Genomic DNA, 15931 nt, shown 5'->3' on the forward strand with positions numbered 1-15931 from the left:
CCTCGGCGCTAGTTGACCGGGACGTCGAGGATGGGCCGCTGAACCCCGGCGCCGGGGCCGTCGAAATGCCACCACTCACCGGAATAGACCGTCAACCCTCCGGCGCCCATCGCGGCACGCAGCCGCTCGCGGTTGGCCTGTGCTGCCGCGCCGACCCCGTCGGTGGCGTATGCCTGTGCGCGAGGGGAGAAGTCGTCGAAGTCGGTGCCCATGTCGACGAGCCGGCCGCGCTCGGCGATCGTCACGTCGACGGAACGTCCCGCCTCATGGCTGCGCGCATACGGACCAGGTTTGGCCACCCACGCCGGATTGGGCACCGCGTCGAACATCCGGACCTGGACGTCGTGCGGGCGGTAGCAATCCCAGAACACCAGCACATCCCCGTGAGCCCGAAGATCATCGGCGGCCTTCGCCAGCCCCGGCGCCATCGAGTTGTGCACCAGGCACCGCGCGTCCGCCGGGTAGAGCGGCATACCGACGAAGTTGTTCGGCGTCGCGTAGCGCAGATCGATGACCGCGTCGGGCACCACGGTGCGCACATCGACGAAGCCGGCCGCCGCGGCCTGGGGGCTCACCGGCGGAACGTCCGCGCCTGGTGCGGCCCCGGCCGGCGCCGCCGCTCCGATGCCGACCACCGCGACGGCCGCGAGGGTCGGCAGCGTCCGAATTGATGTCATATCAGGGTGACTGAGTCTGTTGCGGATTCTCCAGCCGCCGGTCGGCGGTCAGCAACAGGTTGTCGTAGGCGGCCCGAGACGGTGAACTGTCCGACTGGGAGAGGGCGACGAAATCGGCGACCACCTGCTCGGCCAACAGCCGCAGTTTGATGTTGGCCTCCTGGGATCGCCAGCGCAGCAGGTCGAACGCCGCGTCGGACTCGATGCCATACACAACCATCAGCATGCCCTTGGCCTGCTCGATGGTCGCCCGGTTCTCGGCGATCTCAGCGATGGCCTCGCTGAACTGCTTCTTGTTGCGATCTTCAGTGGGCGTGACGTCGACGTAGAAGCCCTCGGTGCCGACGACCTCACCGGTGTCGTCCAGCAGCTTGTCCGCCACCACGATCACGTGGTGAATGTTGCCGGCGGTATCGACGATCCGATGCCGGGTACTGAAGGCCTGGTGGTGCTGTCGGACGTCATCCAGGGTGGTCGCCACCTGTTGGTAATCGTCCGGGTGCTTGTGCGACAGCACGAGCTCGGTGGTGGGCGAAACCGTGCCCGGCTCGTAGCCGTGCATGATCTGGACCTCATCCGACCATTCCCAGCGCTCATCGGCGAAGTAGAACCGGAACTGACCGGCCTGCTGCGGACCGTCGGCCGCCATACCGTAGCCGTCGTCGCTCTCCGTTGCCGGATCCTGATCCGCAACCATTGACACCCCTCGCCCGACAGCCGCTCAGCTGTCGCCCTCCAAGATTTTCCGCAGGAGCCAGGACGCCGACGAGTGCCATGTAGGCAGAACCCATCGCCATCCCAGGTTCTGCGGGCATTTTTTTCTACACCGTCCGCCGGTCCGCTTTCAAGCGGCCTCCTGGTGAGCACGGTCTACGACGGGTTCCTGAGGCTCTGGTGACACGAGTGACGGATGTAACAAAACGCGTTCGACTCCGACAACACCGGTACAGGGCGTTCACGGCACGGGGACGCCGCCCTGCGAGCCGCGGAGGATACGACGGTGAAGCTGACGACGAACTCACATGGGTGGATCCGTAGCGCCTGCCTGGGACTCGGCGCGCTGGGCGTGTCCGCTGCCGTTCTGTCGGCTCCCGCGGCAGGCGCCGACCCGGCCGATCCTGCTGATCCGGTCGTACCGACGATCGTGGCCGGCGACACGAGCGCTCCGTCAGCCGATGCACCGGTCCCCGCGCCGGTACCGGTACCGGTACCGGTACCGGTCCAGCATCTGTCCAGCCCGGACAACCCGCCACCGGGCACGACCACCACCGGCACCGACACCGGGCCGCAAGGCCGGTTGAGCTACTTGCGGGACCTGCTGCATGCGATGCGCACCCAGGAGGTGTCGGGCAGCGACGCACTGCTGTTGCTCACCCAACGTCCGCTCGACGCCAACACGGCGCCGCCGCCCGGCATGTCGTCGACTCCAACCGGACCCGTCGGAACGTCGGCCGCACCGCCCGCGGCTGACGCGGCGGCGCCGACGAGCTAGCGACCGACCGCCTCGACGGCCGCGTCGAGGTCGGGTTGGTAGCGTCCGTCGGCCTCGACTTCATGCCACCATTCGGTGCGCTGCAGCATCTGCAGGGTCCGGTCGGGAAGTGCAGTGATCATCAGCCGGATGCCTGCCCCGCAGAGTTCGAGGTCGAGTTCGACGAGGATGTGCAGCACCGTCGACTCGAGCACCGTTTGGCGAACCAAGTCCACTACCACCGTGCTCGCGCGCGGCTGCACCCCCAGCGCCGCGTCTCGGATCGCGGCGACGTTGGGACGCACGTTGGCGGCGTACAGCGGAACCAGGCAGCGCAGCACCAATGGATCGGCTGGGATCAACGTCGCGTTCTCGGGCTGCTCGACCCAGGCGCAGTTGTCGTGACGGATCACCTGGACCACGTGGGGCGCGTTGACGATGTGCAGCACCAACAGCAGAGTGACCGCGACCGCGACGGCCACCGCGGGAATGAGCCCGAACGCCAGGCCGATCAGGGCTACCCCGACGGCGCCGAAGCATTCCCGGGGGTTGAGGCGGTAGAGCCGGCGCAGCGCCGCGACATCGATCAGCCGGGTGACCGCCACGACGACGACCGCCCCGAGCACTGCCTGAGGGAGCAGGCTCAGGACCGGTGCGATCACCAGCGCGACGACTACGGCCAGCGCCGCCAACACCAGCCCGCTGATCTGACTACGCGCACCGGAGCGCAGGTTGACCGACGTCTGGGCGAAACCACCGGCCGGAGGTAGTGAATGAAAGAACGAGCCCGCGACCGCGGCCGCGCCCAGCGCGAGCAGTTCACGGTCCGGTTCGGTCGGGTTCTCCTCGGCGCGCCGCGAGGTTCGTGCCACCGCGATCGTCTCGAGGAAGGCCATCACGGCGATCGCCAAGGCGCCCGGGACCAGGGGCACGATGTGGCGATCGAGGCGGGGTAGGTCCGGCATCGGGAACCCGGACGGGACCGTCGGAACCAGAGCGACACCGTACGCGGGCAGTGCCACCGCGGCGCTCACCGCGATGCCGGTGGCGATCAGCACAAGTGGGCCGGGAACGCGTGGGGCGACCTTCGCCAGCAGGAGCAGCGCGGCGAGGCAGACGACCGAGATCGCCGCCGTCAGCGGGCTGGCCCGCGGAACATCGGACAGCGCCGACCAGGCCACCTTGAAGAATCCCGTGGTGTGCGGATGGGGAGGCACACCGAGAAGCTTGGGCAGCTGCGCCGCCATGACGGTGAGTCCGACGGCGACCTTGATACCGACCAAGGTCATGTCGCTGATGTTGTCGACCAGCATCCCCAGTCGAAAAACACTGGCCAGCAATAGGAAAAGCCCCACCAGCAGAGTCAGGGTCACCAGGTCGCCGCGCTGGTCGTCGCTGCCGATCAAAACCCCGCCGGCCAGCATCGTCGACGCGGTCAGGGTCGACACCGTCGACGACGTGGTGACACTGGCGACCCGGGAGCCTCCCATGAAGGCGTACACCACCACCGGGACCATGCAGGTGTACAGCCCGATCTGGACGGGCATGTTGGCCACCGTCGCGTACGCCATCGCCAGCGGGATGACCACCGCGCCGGTGCTCAGCCCGGCCAGCAAGTCGGCCTTCAGCCAGTGCGCACGATAGGGCCGGATGGCCGGTGCCAGCCAGGTGGGCGGTGCGGTGGTGGGCACGCCCGGAATTGTGGCACCTGGACGCGTCCGGTGTGCGTTATGAAGCAGGTCAGCCGATCACGCACTCTCGGCGACGCCGACCACCACCTCGTTGCGCCGACGGCACGGCAGTGTCCACGGCGGATCGTAGAACCAGGACAGGGGCTCACCCGTGGTCTCGATGTCGTTGCGGTGCAAGGCTTTCATGAGCTCGTTGGTGCGCTCGGAGACGGCGTCGGGACTGATGCTGCCGTTGAACCGCAGCACCGCGACGGTCTCGGGGGGAACCACCACGAGCCGCACCCGGTCGTCGTTCGGGCTGGGCAAGGTCTCGAGGGTGTACTTCGACGGCATGAAGAAGCGGATCACCCATTCACCCGAGGCGTTGCGCTGGGTCGCGACGGGCGCGGTCATCGCTATCTTCTCGCTGGGCTGCTGGGCGACCGGCGCGGTCATCGCGATCTTGGCGCTGCCGGAATTGCCGCCGAAGATGTAGCGCGCCAGCAACCGGAAACCCTGATTGCGGGCCGACTCCTCATCGGCATCGATCGCAGTCTCGGCCGCGACGCGGGGTCCGTACCGGCGAATTTCCACACCGTCGACCACGCGCTCGACGGTAAAGGCCGGCTCCTCGGTGCCGACTCGAATTCCCACGATGTTGCCCACGCCCTCGGCGACCTGCACCACCGCTCCCGCAACAGTCTTCAACACGAGCGCCTCCTTGTTCTCTTGCAGGCATACCCTCCCGGCAGGTGAAAGTCGATTACGGGTTTCTGACGCACTTTCTGCCCTGCCGCCCACCCGCGCAGGCCGGCCGGATATCGTCCGGGCATGACACGGGTTTCGGTAATCACCGGGGGCGCGGGCGGCATGGGTCGGGCCACCGCCAAGATCGTCGGCCGGGATCACACGGTGGTGCTCTGCGATGTGCGCAAGGACCGTCTCGACGGCGCGGTGGCGGAGCTGGAGAGCCTGGGGATCTCGGCGACACCGGTTCACTGCGATGTCACCGACCGGGATGCCGTCGCGCGGCTGTTCGCGACCGCGGCCGGCATCGGGCCGATCGCGTCGGTGATCCACACCGCGGGTGTCAGCCCGAGTATGGGTGACGCCGACTACGTCATGACCACCAACGCCATCGGCACTCTGCGGGTCAACGAGGCGTTCTTCGCCTCGGCTGCCGACGGATCGGCGATCGTCAACGTGGCATCGATGGCCTCGCACATGCTGCCCGACGAACTCGTCCCGGCTCAACATTTCGACCTGGCCTTCACCGATGAGCGACGGTTCCTGACCGAGATGCTGGCGGCGTGCGACATCGCGGGGGAGGAGATGCGCTCCGGGCTGGCCTACAGCGTGAGCAAGACGTTCGTCAGGTGGTACAGCTGCGCACAGGCCGAGCGATTCAACGGCCGCGGCCTGCGCATCGTCTCGGTATCGCCGGGATCTGTGGACACCGAGATGGGTCTGCTGGAAGCCGATGCCGGCGCGGGGGCAATGGTCGCCAACGCCGCGGTGCCCCGCTGGGGAAAGGCCGAGGAGATGGCCGAGCTGTTCGCCTTCTGCGCGAGCGACCGGGCCACCTATCTGACCGGAACCGACATCCTCAACGACGGCGGCGTGATCGCCTCGATGCGCGAACGAGCCCGAGTGGCCGCCCAAAACGCCTAAGGGCGAGTCAGTTTCGCGTACCGAGCTCGGTGCTCATCGGTGGAGCCGAACTCGTACTGCAGCGCGGTGAGTCGCTTGAAGTAGTGGCCGATCGCCAATTCCTCGGTCATCCCCATGCCGCCGTGGAGCTGAACAGCGTTCTGCCCGATGAACCGCGCGGCGCGTCCGATGGTCGCCTTGGCCGCCGAGACCGCCCGGGCCCGAACCTGCGGCTCGGCCTCGAGGTTCAGCACCGCGAGGTAGACCGCCGCGACGGACTGCTCGAGCTCCATGTACATGTCGACCATGCGGTGCTGCAGAACCTGGAAGGTGCCGATCGGCTGACCGAACTGCTGGCGTTGTTTGCAGTATTCGACCGTGTCGGACAACACCTTTCGCATGCTGCCGACTGCCTCCGCGCAGACGGCTGCCGCACCTTCGTCGCGAGCCCTGGCCAGCGAACCGGCCGCGTCCTCGGTGAGCAGCGCGTCAGCGGGCAGGCGCAGGCCGTCGAATGTGAGGTCAGCCCCGCGCCGGTCATCGATGGTGCGGTACCCGTGAAACTCGACCCCGGGCGGCGGGCTGGCAGGGTCGAATTCGGTGAGAAACAGTGAGACCCCATGGGGGTCCGCCGTTTCCCCCGAGATTCGTGCGGTGATCAGCAGATGCGTGGCCACGGGGGCTGCGGTGACGACGATCTTGCCGCCGGTGATCACCCACTCGTCGCCGGCGCGAACCGCGGTGGTGGACACCGCGCGATCACCGTTGTCGGCTTCGGTGCCGGCCAGGACGACGATCGCGCTGCCGTCGGTGATGCGCTCCAACAATGCTGCGGCGGCGGGATGGTCGGAGCGCTGCAGCAGGCCACCGGCCACCACGACGGTGTCGATGAAGGGCTCGATCACCAGTGCGCGGCCGAGTTCCTCGGCGATCACCATGATCTCGACCGGTCCGCCACCGATCCCGCCGACCGACTCCGGGAACGCGGCGCCGAGGATGCCGAGGTCGTCGGCCAGGCCACGCCAGATCTCGGGCTGCCAGCCCGGCCCGATCTTCGCTGCGGTCCGGCTCTTCTCGAGGTCGTAGCGGGTGGCCAGGAACTTGCCAAGGCCGTCGCGCAGGAGCTCTTGTTCTTTGTTCAGGTTGAAGTCCATTACAGCCCCAGGGTCGCTTTGGCCAGAATATTGCGTTGAATTTCGTTGCTGCCCGCGTAGATTGAGCCGGCCCGGTCGTTGAAGTACCGCAGCGGCGCCACCGCCTGCCACGGCTGGCCGCTGACGTACCCGTCTGCCGGCGGCTCGAAGTCGGCCACCGGACCGCCCGGCCTGGTGGCGTGTGGCTGGTATGCCCGGCCGTGTGGGCCTGCCGCCTCCATCGCCAGCTCGGTGATCGCCTGAGAGAGTTCGGTCGACAGGATCTTCAGCATCGACGACGCCGCACCCGGGTGGCCGCCCTCGGCAACCGTTGTCAGCACCCGGAATTCGAGGATCTCGAGGACCTCCGCGCGGATCCCGACATCGGCGAGCTTGGCGGCGAACGCCGGGTTGTCTATCAGCCGGCCCCCGTCGGGCCCGGGCTGCTCGGTGGCCGCCGTGGCGATGGCCCGGGCCATCGCCTGCAGCCCAGGTGCCGTCGCGCCGCCGCCGCGTTCGAACTCCAGCAGATACTTGGCCACCGTCCAGCCGTCGTCGATCTGTCCGATCACATTCGACGTGGGCACCCGCACCCCGTCGAAGAAGAGCTGGTTCTGCACCTGCTCGCCGGAGGTCATCACCAGCGGCCGGATCTCGATGCCCGGCGTGCTCATGTCGATCAGCACGAAGGTGATGCCCTGCTGCTTGCGGCCCGTACGCGAGGTACGAACCAGGGCGAAGATCCAATTGGCCTCGCCGGCATGGGTGGTCCAGATCTTGCTGCCCGTGCAGACGAGGTCGTCGCCGTCCCGCACCGCCGACATCGACAGCGAGGCCAGGTCCGAACCGGCCTCGGGCTCGGAATAGCCCTGGCAGAAGAAGACCTCGCCGGTGAGGATGCGGGGCAGGAAGTAGTCCTTCTGCTCGGGCGTGCCGTAGGCGATGATCGCGTGCGCGACCATCGAGATCCCCATCGGCGACAGCGCTGGCGCCCCGGCGAGGGTCGACTCGCGGCTGAAGATGTAGTGCTGAGTCAGGGTCCAGTCGCAGCCGCCGTACTCGACCGGCCACGCCGGTGCGGCCCAGCCCCGCTCATGGAGGATCGCCTGCCAGGCCATGCTGGCCTCGTGGTCGGCATAGACGCTGGTCATCAGCCGGCCGGCCTGCCGCAGATCGGGGGTGAGCTTCTCGTCGAGGAACGCGCGCACCTCGTCTTGGAACTCGAGATCTTTCGCCGACCACGACAGGTCCATCAGCTGTTCCTCCATCTGCGCACGGCCGTTCTCAGAAGTAACCGTAGCCCGTCATCTGTGGCGGGCGTGCGCTGGGTGTCACTCATTCTGCGCTCTCGGGTTTGAGGTGCCACACCCCGGGGAACAGGTCGGGAGGACGCCACCGGGCGGTCCCCCCACACGTGACACTGAGAGGCTCGGTCCCTGCACAAGGGACCGGGCCTTTCGTCTGTTCACGGTAGGTTCAACTCCATCGTGTCCGCTGTTGAAATACTCGCCGCCGACGTCGCCGGTCTGCTCGACACGGCGCCGGGCCGAGTGCTGGTGGGGATCACCGGGCCGCCGGGCGCGGGGAAGTCGACGGTGGCGCAAGCGCTCTTGGAGCTTTTCGACGGGGCGTCCTATGTCCCGATGGACGGTTTCCATCTGTCGAACGCCGTCCTCGAGGCGTCGGGCCGCCGTGACCGCAAAGGCGCGGTCGACACGTTCGACGCGGCCGGCTACCTCGCCGTCCTGCGTCGCACTGCCGAGGAGTACGGCCGCGGAGATGTCTACGTGCCTGCCTTCGAGCGTCGCCTCGACGAACCGGTGGCCGCGGGCCATGTGGTGGCCGCGACCAGCCGGCTGGTGGTCACCGAAGGCAACTATCTGGGTTTGCCCGACGGGGCGTGGGCGCAGGTGCGGCCGCTGCTGAACCGGCTGTACTACGTCGACTGCCCGGCGTCGCAGCGGCGGGTGCGGTTGGTCCGGCGGCACGTCGAGGGCGGTCGTACCCCGCAGGCCGCGGCGGCCTGGGTCGACTCCGTCGACGAACCGAACGCCCGGCTGATCGCGACCGCACGGCCGCGGTGCGATCTCGTCGTCGACGGCTGCTAACAGCAGCGGGCGCTCGGGTTGGCGTCAGCGTCGCTGTGCCGCTTGCGCCAATACTGTGCCTCGGTCAGCATGGGCTCACCCGGATGGGTGCGGGCGCGATGCTCGACGTAGCGACGGTAGTGGCTATCGCCCATCAATGCGCCGACGTACCAACGGATTTGGCGTGCTGCGCGGGTAGCGCGTCCCATTCCTTCTGCACCTCCTTCTCCGCGGAGGTCGAGATCAGGCCCGACGGCCCGAAGATTTTCGACTGCACCGGGGTGTCGTCGCTCAGCGGCGGACCGCCGCCCCGGATGGCCCGCATCGCCACGATCACGCCGACGGCGAACACGATGACCACCGCGGCGGCGAACACGATCGACAGCGTGCCCTGGATGAACGTGTTGCGGATGACGGCGTGCAACTGGTCGGCGTTCTTGGCCGATCCGAACGCTGTCTTGCCCGCCTCGGCGGCGGCGCGGTACTGGAAGTGCTGCGTCCAGTAGCCCACCTTGGGATCGCCGGAGAAGATCTTCTGCCACGACGCGGTGAGTGTGACCGTCAAGTCCCACAGCAGTGGGATCGCGGGAATCCACGCCCATTTCAGCAGGCCCCGCTTGATCACCACAACCGTCACGACGGTCAGCGCGATCGCGGCCAGCAGCTGGTTGGCGATGCCGAACAGCGGGAACAGCGTGTTGATTCCGCCGAGGGGATCGGTGACGCCCATCAGCAGGATCGACCCCCAGCCGGCGACCACCAGGACACTGCAGGTCCACGCCCCCACCCGCCAGCTCGGATTGCGCAGCCGCGTGAACGGACCCCCGAGGTTGGCCAGTCCGTCGGAGAGCATGAACCTGGCGACCCGGGTGCCGGCGTCGACGGTGGTCAGGATGAACAGCGCCTCGAACATGATCGCGAAGTGGTACCAGAACGCCCTCAGGCCCGGTCCGCCGAACACCTGGTGCAACACCTCGGACATGCCGAACGCCAGCGTCGGTGCCCCACCGGTGCGCGAGATGATCGAGTGCTCACCGACACTCGCGGCGGCGCCGTTGATCTCGGCCGGGGTGATCGGGGTGCCGGACAGACCAAGGCCATTGACGTACTTGGCTGCCGTCTCGGCCGTGGCGCCAGTCTGGGCCGACGGCGCGTTGATCGCGAAATACAGATGCTGGTTGAGGATCGCGGCGGTGATGAGCGCCATGATCGCCACGAACGACTCGGTGAGCATGCCGCCGTAGCCGATCAAGCGCATCTGGCTTTCCTTCTCCAGCAGCTTGGGCGTGGTGCCCGACGAGATCAGCGAGTGGAAACCCGACAGCGCGCCGCAGGCGATGGTGATGAACAGGAACGGGAACAGCGAACCGGCGAACACCGGGCCCGAGCCGCTCTCGGCGAACTTCGACACCGCCGGGGCTTCCATGATCGGCCGGGCCAGCAGGATGCCGACCGCCAGCAGCGCGATGGTGCCGACCTTCATGAACGTCGACAGGTAATCGCGCGGCGCCAACAGGAACCACACCGGCAGCACCGAGGCGGCAAGGCCGTAGACGATGATGCACCACGACAGCGTGACCTTGGACAGCGTGAACCAGTCTGTGCCCCAATCGGTTCCGGCCACCCATCCGCCACTGACCACGGCAAGCAGCAGGAGGGCGACGCCGATCAACGAGACTTCGGAGACTCGTCCCGGGCGCAGGAAACGCAGATAGAGACCCATGAAGATGGCGATCGGAATCGTCATCGCAATGGAGAACACCCCCCACGGGCTTTCGGCGAGCGCGCCCACCACGACCAGCGCGAGCACCGCCAGCAGGATCACCATGATGGCCAGCACCGCGATGATCGCTGCCGCCCCGCCGAAGGCACCGAGTTCGTCGCGGGCCATCTGGCCGAGGGACCGTCCCCGGCGGCGGGTGGAGATCGCCAGCACCAGATAGTCCTGGACGCAGCCGGCGAACACCGCGCCGACGATGATCCAGATCGTGCCGGGCAGGTAGCCCATCTGCATAGCCAGCACCGGGCCGACGAGCGGGCCCGCACCGGCGATGGCGGCGAAGTGGTGACCGAACAGCACCCGCCGGTCGGTGGGCATGTAATCGGTGCCGTTCTCCAAGATCTCGGCCGGAGTGGCGTGGTCGTCGCGCGGGCGGACGATCTTCATCTCGATGAGCCGGGCGTAGAACCGATATCCGATCACGTAGGTGCAGATCGCCGCGATGACGAACCACACCGCGTTGACGGTCTCGCCGCGAAAGAACGCGATGATCGCCCACGCGATCGCACCCAGGACCGCGACCGCTCCGAAGATCAGCTTGTGCCGGAGCGTGATCGGTGACCGGTCGACGATGGCCACCGGCGGCAGCTCAGGGTCGGTGCGGATGTAGGTGACGTCGCCCCTGGTCTCTTCCATGTATTCCGACGGCGCGCCGGTCGGTGCAGCCACAGTGTTTCTCCCTTGCGCCAGATGTGCAGTGTCGGGCCGTGCGGTGATCCTTTCATTCACAGGTTCGGCGGGTCTCCAATTGGGGCGGATTTCGGCGGGTCTGCGACCAGTCCGTCCCATCCCGAAGACCACCCGCTTGGGGGATGCCCCCCGCCGCGTCTGCCGTCACCCTCTAACGCAACCGAGGAGGTGGGCCATGCCGCCATGGCGCTTGCGCGACTACCGCGATGACGACATCGACCAAGCGATCCAGGTGTGGGATCAGAGCCGTGCGCCCGGGTCGGGTGAGCCAGTGTTCACCGTTGCCGAGGTGATGGCGGCCGCGCGCTCCGGGCAGCCTGCCGTGGTCGCCGAAGTGGGCGACGAGGTGGTCGCCATGGCGGTGGCGCAGACGCAGGGCGAACGGGCCTGGATTCTGCTGGTCGCGCTCGGCTCGCGGTGGCGCTACCGCGGCATCGGCAGCGCTCTGCTCGGCGATCTGGAGCGGCGGCTGCGCGCGCAGGGGGTGCGACGGATCTGTGCGGTGCTGCCCGACGGGGCAACCGGCGCGGCGGCGATGGAGAACTCCGGCTACACCCGCCGGGAGGGTCTGGTCTATTTCGAGATGGTCGAGCATCTCGGCCTCGACCAGGCGAACCTGCTCGACGAACTCGGCGGTCAGTTCCTGCCGCCCGGCCTGTTCGACGAGATGGCCGGAATGGAGCAGGAGAAGCAGATCATCGAGCGCCGCATCGTCGACCCGCTGGCGCATCCGGACGTCGCTGAGCGCTACGGGGTCCAGCCGCCCAAAGCGGTGATCCTGTTCGGGCCGCCCGGAACCGGCAAGACGAGCTTCGCGAAAGCTATCTCGTCGCGGCTCGGATGGCCGTTCGTGGAGCTCTTCCCGTCCCGGCTGGCTGCCACCGGCAACGGTGGCCTGGCAGCCTCGTTGCGGGAGGCGTTCGCCGAACTGGCCGAACTCGACGAGCTGGTGTTGTTCATCGACGAGGTGGAGGAGATCGCGACCGCACGGTCCGGCGCGACCACCGCGGAGCTGGGTGTCACCAACGAACTCCTGAAGCTGATTCCGGCGTTCCGGCAGAAGGACAACCGGCTGCTGGTGTGCGCCACCAACGCCGTCCATTCCCTGGATTCGGCGTTTCTGCGGCCCGGTCGTTTCGACTATGTGATCCCCGTCGGTCCGCCGGATCAGCCGGCACGCAGGGCGGTGTGGCAGCGCTATCTCGGCAAGGCGCTGGTCCATGTCGACGTCGATCGTCTGGTCGGCGCCTCGGAGTTTTTCACCCCGGCCGACATCGAGTTCGCGGCGCGCAAGGGTTCGCAGGCCGCCTTCGAACGCGAGATGCGCCACGGGCTCGGCCAGCCGGCCACCACCGAGGACTACCTTTCCGCGATAGGCGAGGTCAGGCCGACCCTGACCGCCGACATGCTGGCCGAATTCGAGCGCGGCAAAACCGATTTCGCTCGCGTGTAGTCGTCGTGCGGTGAGTGGGAGCGACGTCAGTCGCGCCTATCTGTGCCTTCCTTAGAATTTCCATAAGTTTCCCTTATTTTTCTTAATCTTGGTGTAGGGTCACTGCTCGGAGCTGCGGATGCCACCGTGCGGCGCAGCGGGATGGAGGCGACCACATGGCCGAATTGGGTTCGCACGCGGTGGTTCTGGGTGCCGGCATGGCGGGACTTCTCGCGGCGCGGGTTCTGTCGGAGTTCTATGCGTCGGTAACGGTCGTGGAACGTGACGCGCTGCCCGATTGCGCGGTGCAGCGGACCGGGGTGCCGCAGGGGCGTCATCTGCACAGCCTCCTGAGCCGCGGTACGCAGGCGATCGGTGAGCTGTTCCCCGGCATTCTGGCCGAGATGGGTGCGGACGGGGCCGTCGTCGATGACGGTGACGACTTGTCGCGGATTTACGTCCGGATCGGGCGTCATGAGCTCAATCCTGTCGGTCGGCTTGCCGATCCGAAAGCCGTTGCGGCATACCAGTCCAGTCGGCCGTTCCTGGAGTTCCATGTGCGCCGACGCGTGAACGCGCTGCCGAACGTCACGGTCGTCGGGCAGCGGAACATCGTGGGACCGGTGCTCATGGGGGGTTCGGTGGTCGGTGTGCGGGTCATCGATCGTGAGACCGGCAGCGCGTCGATCCTGAAGAGCGACCTCGTCGTCGACGCCACGGGACGCGCTGCATGCTCAGCGCGCCAGCTGGCGAACCAGGATGTCGCTGTGGTGCCAGAGAAACGGATCCCGTCGACCGGGGGATATTCCAGTCAGCTGTTGCATATTCCACCGGGGCGCATCCGGCAGCGGATGGTATTCGTCAATCAGGGCCGAGCGGCGCCGGCAGCGATGCTCGTCGCGTACGAGCACGACACCTGGATGTTGGCGGTTTCGTGTTCGGATGAATGCGGCCCGGTTCCAAGCAGTTACGCGGAGATGATGCGAACGGCCGAGCGGATGCTGCCCGCCGAGATGGTGGCCGGACTGCGCGACGCGACATGTGTGGGGGAGATCTCGATCTCACGCAACACCGGCGCGGTGTGGCGGCGCTACGAGAAAATGCCCGATCTACCAACGGGTCTGGTCGTCCTCGGCGACGCTCTGTGCAGCCTCAATCCGCTCTATGGGCAAGGCATGACCATGGCTGCCCTGCAGGCCCTTTCATTACGCGACTGCCTGCAGACCGGCGCCGCCGACCTGCCCCGGCGTTTCTATCGAGCCGCGGCCGGGCACATCGCACCGGTGTGGGCGGTCAACCGGGCCAACGACCAGCCGCAAGCCGCTTCGGTACCCCGCGCACAGACGTGGATGCAGCGTGCCGTGCTGCGCGCTGCCGGAACGGATATCGCTGTGGCTGAGCAGATTCTGCGGGTCCGCGGCCTCATCGATCCGCCCGCGAGGCTGCGGGGCCGAAAGTTTCTCGCGCGAGTCCTGCTCGCCAACCTTCGCCACCCACGCGCGACGCTGTATGACCAGCCCGCAACGTCGCACTCGTCGGTGACCGGAACCGACGAACAGGCCATCCGTGCGCTTGTCGACCGTCAGGCCCATCGCCGCCGGGCGTCAACCCACATCACCCGACTGCGTTATCTCACGCCCGACGTGGCGTTGATCCAAGCCCGCACCGCGATCACCGGACCAATCCGGCGGCGGACCCGTCGCAACACCAGTGTCGCGGTGCGTACCGGCGACGGCTGGCTACTGGCCTTTTCGCAGAACACGGCTCACTGAGTCAGTCGCGCTCGTAGAACGCGCGCACCGTGTCGACGGTGTCGGCCTCGGCCGGGCTCTTGTCGTTGCGGTACCGCAGCACCCGCGCGAAGCGCAGCGCCATTCCGGCGGGATACCGGCTGGAGCCCTGCACTCCGTCGAAGGCGATCTCGACGACCTGCTCGGGCCGCACCGGCACCACGTACTTGTCGAGCGGACCGGTCGCCAGCTCGCTGAACCGCGCGGTCTGCCACTCCAGCATCGCGTCGGTCATGCCCTTGAACGTCTTGCCCAACATCACGAAGTCGCCGCCGGCCGGATCACGGGCGCCCAGATGGATATTCGACAGCTTGCCGGTCCGCCGGCCCGACCCCCATTCCACCGCCAGGACCACCAGATCAAGGGTGTGCACCGGCTTGACCTTCAGCCAGCCCGCACCACGGCGGCCCGCCTCGTAGGGGGAGGCAGGCGACTTGGCCATCACGCCTTCGTGTCCGGCGGCCAGGGTCACATCGAGAAACCGCTGTGCCGCAGCGGCATCCGTGGTCGCAAGCCGATCGACGCGCTGATCGGCGGGCACGATCGCGTCCAGCGCGGCGAGCCGGGCATGCGTCGACTCGTCGAGCAGGTCGACGCCGTCGAGGTGCAGGATGTCGAAGAAGAACACCGAGAGTGGTTGTGCTGCGCGGGCTGCGGCCACATCGGTGCTCTTCCCGAACCGGGACGCGGTGACCTGAAATCGGTGCGGGCGGTTGTCGGGGCGTAGCGCGATCGCCTCGCCGTCGGCGATCAGGGACGTCACCGGCAGCGCCAGCGCGGCGTCCACCACCTCGGGCAACCGCGCCGTGACGTCGTCGAGGCTGCGGGTGTAGACGGTCACGTCGTCGCCCGAGCGGTGGATCTGCACCCGAGCGCCATCGAGCTTGGCCTCGAAAATCGCGGCGCCGCTGAGGCGTTCGAGCGCGTCGGCGACACCGGTCGCGGTCTGAGCGAGCATCGGGCCGACCGGCCTGCCCACCGTCAGCGTGAAGTCATCGAGCGCGTCGGCCCCGCCGGTCAGCGCCGAGGCCGCCACCGCAGGCAGATCGCCGCCGAGCATGGCCGCCCGGCGAACGGCCGCGGCGGGCAGGCCGGCTGCCTTCGCCACCGCGTCGGCCATCACCCCGGCCTGCGCGCCTTGGCGCAACTCGCCGCCCAGCAACCGACGCAGGAACACCTGCTCGGCGTCGGTGGCCGCGCCGAACAGTCCGCCGAGCAACTCGGCTCGCCGGGACTGAGAGCCCTTGCCCGCGACCGCACCGATCTCGGTGAACGTGGCATCGACGGCGGCCACCGTCAGCGTGGACTCCTCAGCCGGTGCAGGCAGCGACCGCAGCGCCGCCCAGCCCACCCCGATCTGGCGCTGCGGCAGATCGCCGGACAGCCATGACACCACGACCTGGACCAGCCGCGGATCGCCGACGCCCGACAACAGCTCGGCGATCCGAGCCACCTTCGCCAGCCGCGATGACGTCGCCGAGACGTCGGCGGAGGCGGCCACGACATCGACGAGCAACATGGCTCCAGGTTGGCACGGCACTATGACAGCCA

The 15931-nt window shown here is 67.8% G+C and carries 14 protein-coding genes; 5 read left to right on the top strand and 9 right to left on the bottom strand.

The genetic code is table 11. From position 1 onward, the window contains the following. Positions 1 to 8: 8 nt before the first annotated feature. Entirely contained in the window at positions 9 to 677 is a 669-nt protein-coding gene (locus G6N32_RS08160) for a M15 family metallopeptidase (protein WP_115319163.1), read from the bottom strand. A 1-nt stretch (position 678) separates the two neighbouring features. Beyond that, positions 679 to 1374 carry a PAS and ANTAR domain-containing protein gene (locus G6N32_RS08165; protein ID WP_115319164.1) on the bottom strand — a complete coding sequence of 232 codons (696 nt, stop codon included), beginning with the start codon at positions 1372 to 1374 and terminating at the stop codon, positions 679 to 681. 303 nt (positions 1375 to 1677) lie between these two features. On the opposite strand from G6N32_RS08165, the gene G6N32_RS08170 reads away from it, so the two are divergent. Beyond that, a complete protein-coding gene (locus G6N32_RS08170) occupies positions 1678 to 2169 on the top strand; it encodes a hypothetical protein (RefSeq protein WP_232077570.1) in 492 nt (163 codons plus the stop codon). On the opposite strand, the gene G6N32_RS08175 is transcribed toward G6N32_RS08170, so the two are convergent. Together G6N32_RS08175 and G6N32_RS08180 are read right to left on the bottom strand one after the other, a co-directional pair. After that, on the bottom strand, positions 2166 to 3839 hold the full coding sequence (locus G6N32_RS08175) for a SulP family inorganic anion transporter (RefSeq protein WP_115319165.1): 1674 nt from the start codon (positions 3837 to 3839) through the stop codon (positions 2166 to 2168). The genes G6N32_RS08170 and G6N32_RS08175 overlap by 4 nt on opposite strands. 57 nt (positions 3840 to 3896) lie before the next feature. Further along, entirely contained in the window at positions 3897 to 4529 is a 633-nt protein-coding gene (locus G6N32_RS08180; protein WP_115319166.1) for an SOUL family heme-binding protein, read from the bottom strand. A 120-nt stretch (positions 4530 to 4649) separates the two neighbouring features. Between G6N32_RS08180 and G6N32_RS08185 the strand changes: the two genes are divergently transcribed. Then, the gene (locus G6N32_RS08185) at positions 4650 to 5489 is read left to right on the top strand and encodes an SDR family oxidoreductase (RefSeq protein ID WP_115319167.1); all 840 of its coding nucleotides are present in this window, start codon (positions 4650 to 4652) and stop codon (positions 5487 to 5489) included. Here G6N32_RS08185 and G6N32_RS08190 read toward each other — a convergent pair. After that, positions 5486 to 6622, bottom strand: a complete 1137-nt coding sequence (locus tag G6N32_RS08190) for an acyl-CoA dehydrogenase family protein (protein ID WP_115319168.1) — start codon at positions 6620 to 6622, stop codon at positions 5486 to 5488. The two genes, G6N32_RS08185 and G6N32_RS08190, sit on opposite strands and share 4 nt — an antisense overlap. Continuing rightward, a complete protein-coding gene (locus tag G6N32_RS08195; RefSeq protein WP_115321007.1) occupies positions 6622 to 7854 on the bottom strand; it encodes an acyl-CoA dehydrogenase family protein in 1233 nt (410 codons plus the stop codon). Before G6N32_RS08195 ends, G6N32_RS08190 begins: the two co-directional genes overlap by 1 nt. 234 nt (positions 7855 to 8088) lie before the next feature. Between G6N32_RS08195 and G6N32_RS08200 the strand changes: the two genes are divergently transcribed. Next, complete coding sequence (locus G6N32_RS08200; protein WP_232077571.1) at positions 8089 to 8709, top strand: nucleoside/nucleotide kinase family protein; 621 nt, start codon at positions 8089 to 8091, stop codon at positions 8707 to 8709. Here G6N32_RS08200 and G6N32_RS08205 read toward each other — a convergent pair. Both G6N32_RS08205 and G6N32_RS08210 read right to left on the bottom strand, forming a co-directional pair. Beyond that, entirely contained in the window at positions 8706 to 8897 is a 192-nt protein-coding gene (locus G6N32_RS08205; RefSeq protein WP_115319169.1) for a YbdD/YjiX family protein, read from the bottom strand. The two genes, G6N32_RS08200 and G6N32_RS08205, sit on opposite strands and share 4 nt — an antisense overlap. Further along, positions 8843 to 11137 carry a carbon starvation CstA family protein gene (locus G6N32_RS08210; protein WP_163789199.1) on the bottom strand — a complete coding sequence of 765 codons (2295 nt, stop codon included), beginning with the start codon at positions 11135 to 11137 and terminating at the stop codon, positions 8843 to 8845. Before G6N32_RS08210 ends, G6N32_RS08205 begins: the two co-directional genes overlap by 55 nt. Positions 11138 to 11333: 196 nt before the next feature. Between G6N32_RS08210 and G6N32_RS08215 the strand changes: the two genes are divergently transcribed. Both G6N32_RS08215 and G6N32_RS08220 read left to right on the top strand, forming a co-directional pair. Beyond that, the gene (locus G6N32_RS08215) at positions 11334 to 12611 is read left to right on the top strand and encodes an ATP-binding protein (RefSeq protein ID WP_115319171.1); all 1278 of its coding nucleotides are present in this window, start codon (positions 11334 to 11336) and stop codon (positions 12609 to 12611) included. A 155-nt stretch (positions 12612 to 12766) separates the two neighbouring features. Further along, on the top strand, positions 12767 to 14362 hold the full coding sequence (locus G6N32_RS08220; RefSeq protein ID WP_115319172.1) for an FAD-dependent oxidoreductase: 1596 nt from the start codon (positions 12767 to 12769) through the stop codon (positions 14360 to 14362). 1 nt (position 14363) lies between these two features. Here G6N32_RS08220 and G6N32_RS08225 read toward each other — a convergent pair whose 3' ends face one another. Next, a complete protein-coding gene (locus tag G6N32_RS08225) occupies positions 14364 to 15899 on the bottom strand; it encodes an ATP-dependent DNA ligase (protein WP_115319173.1) in 1536 nt (511 codons plus the stop codon). Positions 15900 to 15931: the final 32 nt, after the last annotated feature.

It is taken from the genome of Mycolicibacterium aichiense (assembly GCF_010726245.1).
Taxonomy (GTDB): Bacteria; Actinomycetota; Actinomycetes; order Mycobacteriales; family Mycobacteriaceae; genus Mycobacterium; species Mycobacterium aichiense.